The following is a 14675-nucleotide window of genomic DNA, read 5'->3' on the forward strand; positions in this document are numbered from 1 at the left end:
GAAACTAGGAGCAGATTTTTATTTTGCTACTCCTTATCATTCGTGGGAGAGGGGATTAAACGAGCATACCAATGGACTGTTAAGACAATTTTTCCCCAAGGGAACGAATTTTAAAATCGTTAAGCCAGAGGAGGTGGAAAGAGCCGTAAACTTGATTAACAATCGTCCTCGAAAATGTCTTGACTATCGTACCCCGAATGAGGTATTCTATAAAGGTAGATCAGACAGTGATGCAATTCAGACTTGAATTGGCCAAGTCTAATCCGAAAAATACGATCTGTCACTGACACAATTGCTCCCGTCTTTAATGCTTTTGTACAATCTCGTAAAACTATAGTTAAACGCTGATTAATTAGGGTTTGCTGAATAAATCTAAAAACCTTGTTGGATAAGGCTTTTAGACTTTTTTTCCCTGAAAAAGTGCCTACCATTGGAGTGATTGGGGGGAAAATTTAGGGATTTTTTCCCTGAAAATTAGGTAATTGACCACCTGAAAATGGGTAAAACCCCACACCCCACACCCCACACCCCACACCCTGCCCCCACGAAAAACTTTTTCAGCAGCCCCTAATTAGATTGTAGTTTTCATTGCCTAAACGGAATAGGATGACACTTGGTAAATTATCAACACTAATAGCGAGAAGTTGAGAAAAATCTAGATCGACAGTTAAAATTATCCGCTTTTCTCTTTTTGCTTTGGCAAGAATTTCCTGATCAGATAAAGTTTGTAAGCCTTCATCTCGAAGATGAACGACATCATAACCTTGTTCTCTTAACCATGAGACTGTACGCAGAGAAATCCCCATATCGGCTAGAAACTCTATCTCCATTACTCGATTAATTCAAAATGATGAACTTGTTCTCTGGCTAACCAAGAAGCATATAATAAACATTGGTGAATATCTTCTCTTTCTAGGTCAGGGTATTCCTCTAATATTTCCTCTATCGGCTTTTCGTTAGCAAGTAGATTAAGAATTAAAGAAACAGGAATACGCATTCCTCGAATACAGGCTTGACCTGCCATAATTTTGGAGTTAAAAGTAATTCGGTCTAATTGTTTTAAGGTCATATAGTTTCCAGAAATATGAAGATGATACCTGTGGTAATTTTATTATAGCTAATTCTATAGTTGCGAGCGGAAGTGGGAAATTACTCCTTCTGTGAGGGTGCAAAGCTTGTCTCCAACCCCATAGGGAAGATTAGGGAATGGTGAGGTTTTAAGTTGTAGTAATATAACAAGTTAGACGAGAAAACGGTTTTTTTGAAAAAACCCGTTTTCTGAAATCTTATGCTAAAGTCCAACAACGAACCTAATTAAAGCCAAACCTCAATTGATTCAACCCATGAATAAATTTCTCAAAATCTTTACCCCCATTTCCCTGATATTAATTACGGTAGGATTTCCGGCGGCGACTTTTAGCAACACTGTTGGAGTTAACACAATTTTTCAGGTAAAAGGGAAAGTTACCGTTAAAAAACCACAATGGAAAAAACCCCTTCCTGCTTCTGTCGGACTTACCCTCAGTTTTGATGATAAGTTAGAAGTGGCAGCTAACGCTTCCGTTAAGGTTTATTGTAGTAATCTCAAGCAGTGGACGGTTAAAACAGGAAAGTATATTGTTTCTAATGGCTGTCCTCGGGGAAATCCTGTGATTTCACTTCCCAATATTAATAATACAACCCTCCGTCCAACAGGAAAAACAGAGAAAGTTTTAGCAAAATTACCTTATCTAATTACTCCTCGTCAAACGAATATTCTCACCAATCGTCCTCCACTGCGGTGGAATGCTGTTCCGGGTGCAACTAATTATACTATCAAAATAGATGGGGTTAATTGGGAAACGCAGACAAATAAAACTGAAATAGTCTATCCCGGTGAACCTCCTCTGGAAGCAGGAAAGCGATATCGAGTAACAATAAAAGCTGATAATGGTGCGTCTTCTAGACGTGATGATGAAAACGTCGGGTTTACAGTATTAGATGAACAGACGAAGAAAACGGTTTTAGATGCTGTTAAAACTGTTCAACAGCAGCAATTATCCCCAGAGGAAGCAGGGTTAGTTTTAGCGCATCTTTATCGAGGTTATGGGTTGTATGGGGATGCGGTTGAGGTATTAGAAGGATTGGTGAAGCAAAATAGTCAGGTTGCTACGGTTTATCAACTGTTAGGGGATACTTACCTTAAGATGGGTTTACCTCAGTTGGCAAAAAAACCTTATGAAAAGGCGTTAAAACTGGCAACAAATACGCAGAATTTGTCAGTGCAAGCGGAGATACAAGCGGGTTTAGGAATAGCTTATCGTCTCTTGGGAAATAAGGATGAGGCGATACAGTGGTTAACCAAGGCGAAGGGGACTTATAATCAGTTAGGGGATACTTCGCAGGTTCAGGAATTGGATAAAACAATTAATGAAATTTTAAAGAGGGAGTAAGGATGGAAGTTATAGCACTCCCGTAGGGGCGAAGCATTCGGGCAATAACCTATCGCTGAAACCGTAGATTTCTTATCCGAATGCTTCGCCCCTACAACTTATTTGAAATTACTATAAATTATGGATAATGGCTACTACTTTTGTACGGAGGTAATTACACAATGGATAAAGATAAACTCATAAAATATCGTCAAGCAGTGCAAAATTTGTTAAGTCGCTATGTAGCAGAAGATGTTACCGGTGAAGACGTAGAAGTACAATTAATATTTGATGTGGAACGGGATCATTATCAGTGGATGAATGTAGGATGGGAAGGTTTAAAACGAGTTTACCGCTCGATTGTTCATTTTGATATTCGTGATAATAAGATTTGGCTACAACAAAATTTAACGGAATTGAATCCAGCAGAGGATTTAATTTCAATGGGTGTTAAGAGGGAGGATATTGTTTTGGGACTGCAACCACCTTATAAACGGCCTTATACTAATTATGGTACTTAAAACAAATTCTCCTTGTCCCCTTGTTCCAAGGCTTTGCCTTGGAACACAATATCTAAGGCTCTGCCTTAAAGTAATGCTATAACTGTGGTGAGGTTGTTTTTAGTAGTGAAACGGCAGAAAAAATCAGAATTTTACTACAGCGAAAGGCTCAACCCGACAAATCTATTCAAGTTGATGTTTTTGCCTATCAATAAACTCTAGGGATAAAAAACCAATGAAAGTATCAATCAAATCAGGGATAGCGGTTGTCGTCATTACCGGGATGATGGGATTATCGGGAGTCATGTTAACCCCAACGGTGGGACAGGTGATTTCTCAGGTTTCACCGCAAGATAAATTAGCCGAAGCAGAGAGGCTAACTCAGCAAGTTATTCAACTGTATCAGCAGGGGAAATACAACGAGGCGATTCCCCTAGCAGAACAGGCTTTAGCTATCAGGAAACAACAATTAGGAGACAACCATCCCTCTACCGCCACCAGTCTCAATAATTTGGCAGGACTTTACGAGTCTCAAGGAAGATACAGCGAAGCCGAACCCCTCTACAAACAGGCTTTAGCTATCAGGAAACAACAATTAGGAGACAACCATCCCTCTACCGCCTCCAGTCTCAACAATTTGGCAGGACTTTACGAGTCTCAAGGAAGATATAGCGAAGCTGAACGCCTCTACAAACAAACCTTGACTATCATCAAACAACAATTAGGAGACAACCATCTCCTAACTGCCACCATTCTCAACAATTTGGCATTACTTTACTATTCCCAAGGAAGATACAGCGAAGCCGAACCTCTCTTAAAACAAGCATTAGCTATCCATAAACAACAATTAGGAGACAACCATCCCGACACTGCTTCCAGTCTCAACAATTTGGCAGGACTTTACAAGTCTCAAGGAAGATACAGCGAAGCCGAACCCCTCTACAAAGAAGCCTTGACTATCAGCAAACAACAATTAGGAGACAACAATCCCGCCACCGCCACCAGTCTCAATAATTTGGCAGGACTTTACAGGGTTCAAGGAAGATACAGCGAGGCCGAACCTCTCTACAAAGAAGCCTTGACTATCATTAAACAACAATTAGGAGACAACCATCCCCTAACTGCACAAAGTCTCAACAATTTGGCTGCACTTTACAAGTCTCAAGGAAGATACAGTGAAGCCGACCCCCTCTTCAAACAAGCATTAGCTATCCATAAACAACAATTAGGAGACAACCATCCCGCTACCGCCACCAGTCTCAACAATTTGGCAGAACTTTACCAGTCTCAAGGAAGATACAGCGAAGCCGACCCCCTCTTCAAACAAGCATTAGCTATCCATAAACAACAATTAGGAGACAACCATCCCGCTACCGCCACCAGTCTCAACAATTTGGCAGGACTTTACTGGTCTCAAGATGATATTCCTCAAGCCATTAATTATCTCACTCAAGGACTTGCAGTAGAAGAATACAACCTCTCAGAAAACCTATATATGGGGGATGACAAGCAAAAACAAGATTATATGGCAACGGTTTCATGGAGGACTGATGGGGTGATTTCCCTCAATCTTCAAGCCGCACCCAATAACCCAGAAGTAACCCGTCTCGCCTTGAAAACTATCTTAGAACGTAAAGGACGAATTTTAGATGTTTCAACCAATAGCTTACAAATTCTCCGACAACGTACTGATGACCCCGAAAGTCAACAATTATTAACTCAACTGATTGAAGTTCGGACTCAACTATCTAATCTGACTTTTAAAAAGCCTGATGATTTTCCCTCACCAGAAATTTACCGTCAACAACTTAACGAAGTTACCGCAAAAGCAAAAGCAATAGAGGGTAAAATCGGTGTTCGTAGTGCCGAATTTCGTAACTTATCCCAACCCATTACCCTCGAAGGTATTCAAAAACTAATTCCTGCTGATGCTGCTTTAGTTGAAATAGTCCGCTATCGACCTCTTAATCCTAAAGCACCTGAAAATCAACGCTTTGGCATTCCTCGTTATGCTGTTTATATTCTCTATCCTAATGGTGACATCAAAGCTAAGGATTTAGGGGAAGCCAAACCGATTGATGACAAATTAATTTACTTTCGTGACAATCTTGCAGATGCAGAAACTCCTCTCCCTCAACTACAAAAATCAGCGCGTCAACTTGATGAGACATTGATGCAGCCTATCCGTCAATTATTAGGCAATACTAAAACAATTCTGCTTTCTCCTGATGCTGCACTTAATTTAATTCCCTTTGAAGCTTTAGTAGATGAAAATAATCAATACTTGGTAGAAAATTATCATATTACTTACCTCACTTCTGGACGGGATTTACTGCGCCTTAAAGATAGATTTGCTAGTCAACAATCTCCGCTCATTGTAGCTGATCCTTTCTACGGTAAAGCAGGGGAAAAAGTCGCTCTCACTCGTTCCATCGACCTTTCTGAGTTTACTTTTTATGGTCTTCCGGGTACAGAACAAGAAGCTAAAGCGATTGAAAATATCTTACCTCAAGCCACTGTTTTAACGGGTTCTAAAGCCACAGAAAACGCCGTCAAACAAGTTAAAAAACCAAATATTCTCCACATCGCTACTCATGGTTTTTTTAAACCAGAAAGCAATGTGCTTGAGAATCCTTTATTGCGTTCTGGGTTAGTTTTAGCAGGAGTTACAATCGGTCAAAGTGCAGGAGATGATGGGGTTTTGACTGCTTTAGAAACTACCAATTTAAACTTAGTCGGAACCAAATTAGTTGTGCTTTCCGCTTGCGATACGGGGAAAGGAGATATTAAAATCGGTCAGGGAGTTTATGGATTGCGCCGTGCTTTAGTTATTGCAGGTAGTGAAAGCCAATTAATTAGCCTTTGGAAAGTATCTGATGACGCGACTAAAGATTTAATGGTCGCCTATTATGGACGCTTACAAAAAGGAGAAGGACGCAGTGAAGCTTTACGACAAATTCAACTAGGAATGCTCAAGGGTGAGAAGCAAAAACATCCTTTTTATTGGGCAAGTTTTATTCCTTCTGGTGATGCAACTTCGATGCAATTTGACTGATGAAGGGTTAGGAGTTAAACTTAGGGGTAAAATTATTGGTATCACAAACAATTACTAGGAGAGTCACACAATGGCAACATTTACAGAAAACGACCTCAAAGAATTAAAAGACTTTATTGTAGGACAATTCAAAGAAGTTAATGACAAAATAGACAAATCATCTGAACAACTTAATGGCAAAATAGACAGATTATCTGAACAACTTAATAGCAAAATAGACAAGCTATCTGAAGAAGTGAATAACTTAAGAGTTGACATAGCAAATATTAAAGGAGAATTAACAGGCGTGAATAAACGACTAGATAACTTGGAATTTACTAATCGAACCATCTTTGTTGCTATTGTTACTGCACTAATGGCAGGATTGGTTAAGTTATTTTTCCCAAATTTTCCTACTAATCCTTAACTGTGATTCAAAAAGAAAACGGATTTTTTGAAAAAACCCGTTTTCTGAAATCGAATTCAAAATAAGAAATAGCGCTGGGCCATGGGTAAAACCGTAGCGGGTTCACAGATTAATAATTCCCCGTCAGCACGCACTTCGTAGGTTTCGGGATTAACTTCCATGCGCGGTAAAGCGTCATTAAGCTTCATACTAGCCTTACTGATATTGCGCGTATTCGACACGGCCACGGCGGTTTTTTTCAGCTTTAACTTCTCAGGAATGCCCGCTTTCATAGCATATTTAGAAACAAATGTCAAGGAAGTTTTGGCGATCGCACCACCAAAAGAGGCAAACATGGGACGCATATAAACCGGTTGCGGTGTGGGAATACTGGCATTAGCATCGCCCATTTGCGCCCAGGCGATTAAACCGCCTTTCAGGACAATTTCCGGTTTTACGCCAAAAAATGCCGGTTTCCAGAGAACCAAATCGGCTAATTTGCCCACCTCGATGGAACCGACATAATCGGAGACACCATGGGTAATAGCAGGATTAATCGTATATTTAGCAATATATCGTCTTGCCCGCAGATTATCATTCTCTCCCGTTTCCCCGGTCAGTCTGCCTCGTTGTACCCGCATTTTGTGGGCAGTTTGCCAAGTGCGGATAATTACTTCCCCCACCCGTCCCATAGCTTGAGAATCGGAGGAAATGATGCTAAAAGCCCCTAAATCGTGGAGAATATCCTCGGCAGCAATAGTTTCGCGGCGGATGCGGGATTCAGCAAAAGCCACATCTTCGGGAATACTCCGGTCTAAATGATGACAAACCATCAACATATCGAGGTGTTCCTCTAAGGTATTCGTCGTATAGGGACGGGTGGGATTAGTAGAGGAGGGTAAAACGTTCATTTCCCCGCAAACCCTGATAATATCGGGAGCATGACCACCGCCGGCTCCTTCCGTGTGGTAGGTGTGAATGACGCGATTTTTAAAAGCGGCGATAGTGGCCTCAACAAAACCGGCTTCATTGAGAGTATCGGTATGAATCGCCACCTGCACATCGTACTTATCGGCCACGCTTAAACAGGTATCAATGGCTGCCGGAGTGGTTCCCCAATCTTCATGGAGTTTTAAGCCAATTACCCCCGCTTTTACCTGTTCCGCTAGTCCTTCCGGCTGACTGCTATTGCCTTTACCCAAAAAACCCAAATTCATCGGGAAAGCTTCGGCGGCCTCTAGCATTCGATAGATGTTCCATTCTCCCGGGGTGCAGGTGGTGGCATTAGTTCCCGTTGCAGGTCCGGTCCCGCCACCAATCATCGTGGTAATCCCCGACGCAATCGCTGTCTCAATTTGTTGGGGACAGATAAAATGAATATGGGCATCAATCCCCCCTGCTGTCAAAATCATCCCTTCCCCAGCTAATGCCTCGGTAGCAGGACCGATAATAATATCGACATTATCTTGAATGTGGGGATTACCCGCTTTACCGATTTTATAAATTTTGCCGTCTTTAATGCCCACATCGGCTTTAACGATGCCCCACCAGTCGAGAATTAAGGCATTAGTAATCACTAGATCTACCGCCCCATCTTCCCTAGAAATGGGGGATTGGCCCATCCCATCGCGAATTACTTTACCGCCGCCGAATTTTACCTCATCGCCGTAGGTGGTGAAATCTTTTTCGACTTCGATAAATAATTCCGTGTCTGCCAGGCGAACTTTATCTCCGACGGTGGGGCCGTAGGTTTCAGCATAGGTGCGGCGATCGATGCGATAATTCATAGGGGGAATTCTTGAAAATCGAGATTGATTATACGATCGATTTTCCGGCAATCATCGCTTTTTGGGGATTTTTTTCCATTTTTAATCTGGCTCATTTTCCAGGATTTCTTTGGCTTTCAGTAAAGCTTGGTGATGTTCTTCGGTGACGGTGGGATATCGTAAACCGAGGGATTCGAGGGTGTGATAAATAACCGCCCCCACAGCTAAACGGGTAAACCATTTGGGTTCTTCTCGACTTTGTGTGATAATTTTTGTCTATAGAATCATGAAGTGTTTACCGGAAAGACTTTTGGGACTATTTTGCTGAAGAAACTATCAGTATAGACCCCGTTTTTTATAATTGAGATATAGCGTTTCCTAAGCTAGTGAGGTACATCTATTTTTCTTCCCTTTTGCCTTTGGGGACTTGCGCTTTGATAATGTACCATTTAGGGCTGGTCTTATTCTTCTACAGAGCGATTTTCTGGCTGGGATATTATTCCCACGCAAGTCCCTTGGCCTCTTGCCTTTTGCCTAAAACCCATAACTTTTGTACCTCAGCAGACTGAAAAACGCTATAGTTTGTGCCGCTTAAATAAAGAGGTTTGGGTTTTAGACTTGGCGTTCAACGAGGATGCCTGTTCTACTCGTCAGGATTTTGCCCCTGCCCGCTCCCTGGTGGTGCTTGACATAAATTCCGCAATAGTGTTATAATAGGGGACTGGCTTAAGCCAAAGACAGCAGGTGCGAAACAGCTTAAATACCCTGCCGAGGTCAAAGCGAGAAAACAGCAGCCAAAAAGACTAAAGAGAGATTTTTTCTGTCTTGGTCGTGCCTGAACTGATTCTCTCCACTCAACCCCGGCGCTACAAGGGGTTATTTTTGTGCCTGTGGAACCGGTCCCCCGCATACAGGAGGTGAACAAGGGATGGGGAGAAGCAGAGAAAGCAAGGGAGTAATTCTAGAAGAATTAAAAACCTCCCTGAGCGAAGCTCAATTAACGATGGTCATCGACTATCAAGGTTTAACCGTCGCTGAAATCAGCAATCTACGCCGCAAATTGCGCCCCACGGGAACGATTTGTAAAGTCACCAAAAATACTTTGATGGGCTTGGCGATCGCTGAAGATAGTGGCTGGGAACCGATGAAAAGCCTTTTATCGGGAACATCCGCCTTTCTGCTCGTAAAAGAGGACATCGGTGGAGCTTTCAAGGCCTATCAAGAGTTCAAAAAAGAAAGCAAAAAAACCGAATTGCGCGGCGGTGTCCTCAAAGAAGGGACAAAAGGTCAACTGTTAACAGAAGATCAGATCAAAGCGATCGCTGATTTACCGTCGAAAGAACAGTTAATCGCTCAGGCCGCCGGAGCAATCAACGCCATTGCCACCAAACTGGCCCGCAGCATCAACGAAGTTCCCGCATCTTTGGCCCGTGCCGTCGATGCCGTAGCCCGTCAAGAAGAAAAAGAAGCGGCTTAATACCGCGCCAATCAATCACTTAAAACAATTAGGAGTCTAACCCATGTCTGCTGTAGCTGAAATCTTAGAAAAACTCAAAACTCTTACCCTCTTAGAAGCTGCGGAATTAGTCAAAGGTATCGAAGAAACCTTCGGAGTTAGTGCCGCCGCTCCAACTGGTGGCATAATTATGGCTGCCCCCGGGGCTGCTCCTGCGGCTGCTGCTGAAGCGGTGGAAGAACAAACCGAATTTAACGTCGTTCTCGAAGAAGTTCCCGCCGACAAGAAAATTGCTATCCTTAAGGTGGTACGCGAATTGACCGGTTTGGGACTCAAAGAAGCGAAAGACCTAGTAGAAGCCGCTCCCAAAGCGGTTAAAGAAGGCACTAACAAAGATGATGCCGCCGCCATCAAGAAAAAACTGGAAGATGCTGGGGCAAAAGTTAGCGTTAAATAGATTGCCACTGATTCTGGGGATGTAGATTACATCCCCAGACAAGCCGAAAAGCTCATTTCCTGATACTATAGGATTGTTATAGCAGTCTTGTAGGATGTCCAACCATGGAAAGCGTCGCTTACATTTTAGTTTTAACTATGGCTTTGTCGGTAATTTTCTTCGCCATTGCCTTCCGGGAACCTCCCCGGATTCAAAAGTAAATTTCTTAACTCCGTTTAGGTTAATAATTTTCTTCCCTGAGCCGCCCGCTTGTCAAAAGCAGGTTAGCGGCTCTGGTTTTCGTATTTAAAGGCTTAAATTAAAGGTTCCCCTCACCGAGCGCCTCCTATGCAATGCCCTAATTGTCAGCATACCGATAGTCGCGTTTTAGAGTCCCGTTCCTCCGAAAACGGTCAGAGCATTCGTCGTCGTCGTGAATGCTTACAGTGTAAATATCGGTTCACCACCTACGAGCGCATCGAATTCGTGCCGATCACGGTGATTAAAAAAGATGGTAAACGGGAATCTTTTGATCGCTGCAAACTGCTGCGAGGGATCGTTCGCGCTTGCGAAAAAACCGGCATTCCTCACTCAAGATTAGAGGCGATCGTCAATGATATCGAATCCCGTCTGCAGCAAGACTCAAAACGGGAGGTAACAAGTCAGGAGATCGGTCAATTAGTCCTAGAATATCTCCGGCAAGAATCGGAGGTGGCCTATGTGCGCTTTGCTTCGGTTTACGGCAATTTTCAGGGAATTAGAGACTTTATCGCCGCTTTAGCGCTGCTGCAATCCTCCGAAATCGAACGCGCCTATCCTTCTTGGTCTCCAGTGGAAGAAGCCAGCGTGATCACCTCGTCTTAAATAGTTCCCGATTCAGTTATAATTAGGATCCCTTGTGCTATTTCAAGCCCAAGCTCTGGTTAGATTCTTAAAAGTCATTCTTGAGGCGGATTGCCTGCAAGAAAGCCGGATGCGGCAGTTCATCCCCTAGGCCCTACCTAGAAACTAAATTAGGAGGCATCTCCTTGATTTAGAAACTGTACATCACATAGGAGGAAAAACCTACGGAAATTCCGAGGCCCAAACAACGTACATGACCACCCAAAAAACTGCAAACAAAAACATAGGCTTTACCCATGAAGATTTTGCCGCCCTTCTAGACAAATACGATTATCATTTCAGTCCGGGAGATGTTGTCGCCGGGACTGTTTTCAGCATGGAACCCCGGGGAGCGCTCATCGATATCGGTGCTAAAACCGCCGCTTTTATCCCCGTGCAGGAGATGTCGATCAACCGCGTCGATAATCCCGAAGAAGTTTTACAACCCAACGAAACCAGGGAATTTTTCATTCTTACCGACGAGAATGAAGATGGACAGCTAACCCTGTCGATCCGTCGCATCGAATATATGCGCGCTTGGGAACGGGTGCGTCAATTGCAAAAAGAAGATGCTACCGTGCGATCGAATGTTTTCGCCACTAACCGTGGTGGAGCATTAGTCAGAATTGAAGGTCTCCGTGGCTTTATCCCCGGTTCTCACATTAGCACCAGAGAGGCGAAAGAGGATTTAGTCGGTCAGGAATTGCCCTTAAAGTTTTTAGAAGTGGATGAGGATCGCAACCGTCTGGTTTTAAGTCATCGTCGCGCTTTAGTGGAACGCAAGATGAACGGTTTAGCCGTGGGACAGGTGGTAATCGGTTCCGTGCGCGGAATTAAGCCCTACGGTGCTTTCATCGATATTGGTGGAGTCAGTGGTTTGCTGCATATTTCCGAAATCTCTCACGATCACATTGACACCCCCCACACGGTTTTCAATGTCAATGATGAGTTAAAAGTGATGATTATCGATCTCGATGCTGAAAGAGGTCGCATTTCCCTCTCGACTAAACAATTAGAACCAGAACCGGGAGATATGCTCAAAAATCGCCCGTTAGTGTTTGAAAAAGCGGAAGAAATGGCGATTAAATACCGAGAAAAACGTCTAGCGGAAGCGGAAGGCCGGACCGTCTCGGAAGTAGTGGAAGAAATCGAAGTTCCCCCCGCCTTGGAGGAGGAAGATTTAGTTCTCGCCGCTACCGAAGAGTAGGTCAGTTATCAGTTATCAGTGATCAGATTTGAGTTTTAAGTGGACAGTGTTTATTCTCCAAAACCAGCACGGCTGGCAAATCCTGTGATTCCAGTCATCTCCTCACTACTATTGGCATCAAGGAAACGATCCAAGTGCTCAAAAGTGGTTCCGTAGGTAATAGTTTTAGCGTCGTATCCTTTCAGACTGACGGTATGTGGCTCGAAAGCTTGGTGGAGATAGGGTAAACCGATGAGATGACTGTAGGTAGTGGCTCCGATGGCTAAATCCCTACCTATTTCTTTAGTGGCCGACTCTAAACGAAAAGCGGCGTTGACTGTATCCCCGATCGCCGTATAATCTGGATGTTCACCGCTGCCAGTATTGCCGACCATGGCATAACCAGTATTCACCGCCGCACCGATGCGTAATTTAAAGGGTAAGGGATATTGTGCGCTTAAGGCGCGAGTCATGTTATGTAGTTGTATAATTGCTTGGAAAATTTGCAGGATATCGTCTTGATTGACTTCCTGTTGGCCGTGAAACCAGATGGCCATGATCGCATCACCAATATATTTATCTACCCAACTGCCAGAACTGCGGACAATACCCCCGGCATGGCGAAACCAACTGCCAATCAGAGAAGAAAGCACTTTTTCGTCTAATTGCCTAGTTAAAGCCGTAAAATTCCGCATATCCACCACCATCACCGATGTTAAGCGCCGTTCATGGACGGAGGAGGTAGGGGTGTCCCATTCTAAATTGCGCGGTTGCTTGCCTACATTGGTGGGAGTAGCACGATAGAACTGCACCTCGGTTTTGCCAAAGGTGATCTGATCTGTGTTATGGATAGTCACGGGAATGGCTACCCTTCTGCCATTGACAAAAGTTCCATTGCGACTACCGAGATCGATCAGATAAAAATCTCCTGTTTCCGTGGATTGTAAAATAGCGTGATTGCGAGAGATACAGTGATCCTTAATCACGATATCGTTATCTTTGCCCCGTCCGATTGTCCAGTAAGATCTCCCCACGAGAGGGAAAAAACGCTCTCCCTTATCGTTATGGAGTAGTAAATAGGGATTTTCTCTTGGCAGTATATCCACAGGTAAATGAGCGGCAATAGATAGACAGTCGCAACTACACATTATATAGCATATAGCAAGATTCCGCACATTTTCATCTATCTAAGTAAATAGATGGAAACCGGAATTAGCTAGGAAAACCCTTAAGCCAGAGAAGCGGTAATCCAAAATAAACCATCGACTAAAATTGTACTCAATACGGCTCCGCTAAATGCCCACCAATGACATACCCTTTTTTGCAAAGGATAAATACCGATCGCTAAGAGCAAGTTGAGCAGCACGATCGCCCAACTGATGCCCCAGGGGGTCTCAATTTGGGCCAAGGCGTTATGAAATATCGGCGATACTAGGTTGGGGTCTAGTTCCACGGTCATTAATTGTCGCCAGTAGGGAATTAGTCCCGTTAGATAGAAATATACATCGGTGATGGCAGTCCCTAACAAAGAACCTAGATAGAAAAGATTGCCCACTTTGCCGCGACCTTTGTATAGTCCCCAGAGAACAAAGGGCAGCCCGATCGCTTCCATGGGAATATGGATCAACGGTTCCCAACGCCACCAACCCCAGTAGAGAGAACCTGCTAACCAACTCCAACTAAAGCCCAAAAGTAAATCCCCCCAAAGACTGATTTTTTCTTGTTTGAGCAGCCAAACCCCTAACCCCACCCAAAAAAAGGTTAAACCTAGGCTAACTTCGGGATAGTAGCGCACTAGGGGCGCTTGCATGAACACGGGGACCGAGACCAGAAATGCTGCCGTCCAAAAGACGGATTGACATTTTTCCCAGTTGGGGACTAGGGGTTTCAGGCGATCGGGATTGCTGGGAACTAGGGTAGAGTTGAGCAAAGGATTTCAGAATTGTTACGAAACTTTACTTATATTAAGATACATCATTCTCTCTACACTATATCCCCTCTAGAAGATTTTGATAAAGTGAACTACTCTCAAGGTCGTTGAGAGCTTCCTATTTCACGGGGGATTGCCTCAAGACGGACTTTACACCCAGCTTTTGGTTTTACATCCCCTCTATGGGCAGTATCGCGCTTTTCCTAACGACAATACCCTTCGACGTAGCTCAGGGCAAGCTTCGGCTGGCTCTTTTGGTTTTCCTGTGTTAATTTTTGTTATGAATTAAAGCAAGCAAACAGCTTAATTGGTAAATTCATAACTTATTCTTTTAATAAGCTTTATTTTGGTATTCATTCCCTCAATTAATCCGTCGGTTGTATGATTTTCAAAGTAATTACAAATACCAGGCAAATGCTTCTGGATCATACTGGCACTACTTTGATATAATATCCCGCCTATTCTTATCCATTTTTCCAATTTTCTCTCAGCACCTCTGAACGTTCTACAACTTTGATAAATTTGTCTAATTTCTTCTTTCATTTCCCAGGCTATTCCCAAGCATGAATGTTCTTTCAGGATAACTTCTAGTTGTTGTTTTTGCTCGTCCTTTAAGTCCTCTTTATTCTTCCATAATAAATGAGGTAATCCTTTTTCATGCACCCCCA

General features: G+C 43.3%; 14 protein-coding genes, 4 pseudogenes and 1 other annotated feature. Of the genes and pseudogenes, 11 read left to right on the plus strand and 7 right to left on the minus strand.

Annotation, left to right across the window (positions count from 1 at the left end; all coding sequences use genetic code 11):
• Window positions 1–247: IS30 family transposase (locus H6G40_RS20830; RefSeq protein ID WP_190537171.1), on the plus strand; the 247-nt coding region annotated here is incomplete at its 5' end.
• 322 nt (window positions 248–569) lie between these two features.
• Here H6G40_RS20830 and H6G40_RS20835 read toward each other — a convergent pair.
• Both H6G40_RS20835 and H6G40_RS20840 read right to left on the minus strand, forming a co-directional pair.
• Window positions 570–830: pseudogene (locus tag H6G40_RS20835) on the minus strand (DUF5615 family PIN-like protein); the annotation flags it as partial.
• Window positions 830–1069 (minus strand): DUF433 domain-containing protein, encoded by a 240-nt coding sequence (locus tag H6G40_RS20840; RefSeq protein ID WP_002736820.1) that lies wholly within the window; start codon window positions 1067–1069, stop codon window positions 830–832. The gene H6G40_RS20840 and the pseudogene H6G40_RS20835, both read right to left, overlap by 1 nt.
• Before the next feature lie 274 nt (window positions 1070–1343).
• Between H6G40_RS20840 and H6G40_RS20845 the strand changes: the two genes are divergently transcribed.
• The 5 genes and pseudogenes from H6G40_RS20845 to H6G40_RS20860 all read left to right on the plus strand — a co-directional run bounded on the left by H6G40_RS20845 (window position 1344) and on the right by H6G40_RS20860 (window position 6372).
• The gene (locus H6G40_RS20845) at window positions 1344–2432 is read left to right on the plus strand and encodes a tetratricopeptide repeat protein (protein ID WP_190538213.1); all 1089 of its coding nucleotides are present in this window, start codon (window positions 1344–1346) and stop codon (window positions 2430–2432) included.
• Between the two features lie 161 nt (window positions 2433–2593).
• A complete protein-coding gene (locus H6G40_RS20850; RefSeq protein WP_002735894.1) occupies window positions 2594–2932 on the plus strand; it encodes a XisI protein in 339 nt (112 codons plus the stop codon).
• Window positions 2933–3006: 74 nt separating this feature from the next.
• Window positions 3007–3126, plus strand: a pseudogene (locus H6G40_RS24050) (YgiT-type zinc finger domain-containing protein); the annotation flags it as partial.
• 20 nt (window positions 3127–3146) lie between these two features.
• Entirely contained in the window at window positions 3147–5966 is a 2820-nt protein-coding gene (locus tag H6G40_RS24055) for a CHAT domain-containing tetratricopeptide repeat protein (RefSeq protein ID WP_339327455.1), read from the plus strand.
• Window positions 5967–6036: 70 nt separating this feature from the next.
• Complete coding sequence (locus tag H6G40_RS20860) at window positions 6037–6372, plus strand: LPP leucine zipper domain-containing protein (protein WP_002737579.1); 336 nt, start codon at window positions 6037–6039, stop codon at window positions 6370–6372.
• A 56-nt stretch (window positions 6373–6428) separates the two neighbouring features.
• Here the strand turns inward: H6G40_RS20860 and ureC are convergent, their stop codons facing one another.
• Together ureC and H6G40_RS20870 are read right to left on the minus strand one after the other, a co-directional pair.
• Window positions 6429–8138: an urease subunit alpha gene (gene ureC / locus H6G40_RS20865; protein WP_002735350.1), complete on the minus strand. Its 1710-nt coding sequence runs from the start codon at window positions 8136–8138 to the stop codon at window positions 6429–6431.
• Between the two features lie 81 nt (window positions 8139–8219).
• A pseudogene (locus H6G40_RS20870) lies at window positions 8220–8360 on the minus strand (polyphosphate kinase 2 family protein); the annotation flags it as partial.
• Between the two features lie 470 nt (window positions 8361–8830).
• Window positions 8831–8947 (plus strand) — a sequence feature (ribosomal protein L10 leader region).
• A gap of 98 nt (window positions 8948–9045) precedes the next feature.
• On the opposite strand from H6G40_RS20870, the gene rplJ reads away from it, so the two are divergent.
• From rplJ to H6G40_RS20895, 5 genes are all read left to right on the plus strand, one after another.
• The gene (gene rplJ, locus H6G40_RS20875; protein WP_002737633.1) at window positions 9046–9594 is read left to right on the plus strand and encodes a 50S ribosomal protein L10; all 549 of its coding nucleotides are present in this window, start codon (window positions 9046–9048) and stop codon (window positions 9592–9594) included.
• Between the two features lie 43 nt (window positions 9595–9637).
• The gene (gene rplL, locus H6G40_RS20880) at window positions 9638–10030 is read left to right on the plus strand and encodes a 50S ribosomal protein L7/L12 (protein ID WP_002736522.1); all 393 of its coding nucleotides are present in this window, start codon (window positions 9638–9640) and stop codon (window positions 10028–10030) included.
• Between the two features lie 104 nt (window positions 10031–10134).
• Window positions 10135–10230, plus strand: a complete 96-nt coding sequence (locus H6G40_RS20885) for a photosystem II reaction center protein T (RefSeq protein ID WP_012267019.1) — start codon at window positions 10135–10137, stop codon at window positions 10228–10230.
• A gap of 127 nt (window positions 10231–10357) precedes the next feature.
• A complete protein-coding gene (nrdR, locus tag H6G40_RS20890; protein ID WP_002737459.1) occupies window positions 10358–10873 on the plus strand; it encodes a transcriptional regulator NrdR in 516 nt (171 codons plus the stop codon).
• Between the two features lie 232 nt (window positions 10874–11105).
• Window positions 11106–12098, plus strand: coding sequence for a 30S ribosomal protein S1 (locus H6G40_RS20895; protein ID WP_002737013.1), 993 nt, complete (start codon window positions 11106–11108; stop codon window positions 12096–12098).
• A gap of 50 nt (window positions 12099–12148) precedes the next feature.
• On the opposite strand, the gene H6G40_RS20900 is transcribed toward H6G40_RS20895, so the two are convergent.
• From H6G40_RS20900 to H6G40_RS20910, 3 genes and pseudogenes are all read right to left on the minus strand, one after another.
• A complete protein-coding gene (locus H6G40_RS20900) occupies window positions 12149–13183 on the minus strand; it encodes an FHA domain-containing protein (RefSeq protein ID WP_422613709.1) in 1035 nt (344 codons plus the stop codon).
• Window positions 13184–13305: 122 nt separating this feature from the next.
• Complete coding sequence (locus H6G40_RS20905) at window positions 13306–14007, minus strand: DUF3120 domain-containing protein (RefSeq protein ID WP_002736983.1); 702 nt, start codon at window positions 14005–14007, stop codon at window positions 13306–13308.
• A 278-nt stretch (window positions 14008–14285) separates the two neighbouring features.
• Window positions 14286–14675, minus strand: a pseudogene (locus tag H6G40_RS20910) (ISL3 family transposase); the annotation flags it as partial.

The organism is Microcystis viridis FACHB-1342 (assembly GCF_014698335.1).
Classification (GTDB): domain Bacteria; phylum Cyanobacteriota; class Cyanobacteriia; order Cyanobacteriales; family Microcystaceae; genus Microcystis; species Microcystis ichthyoblabe_A.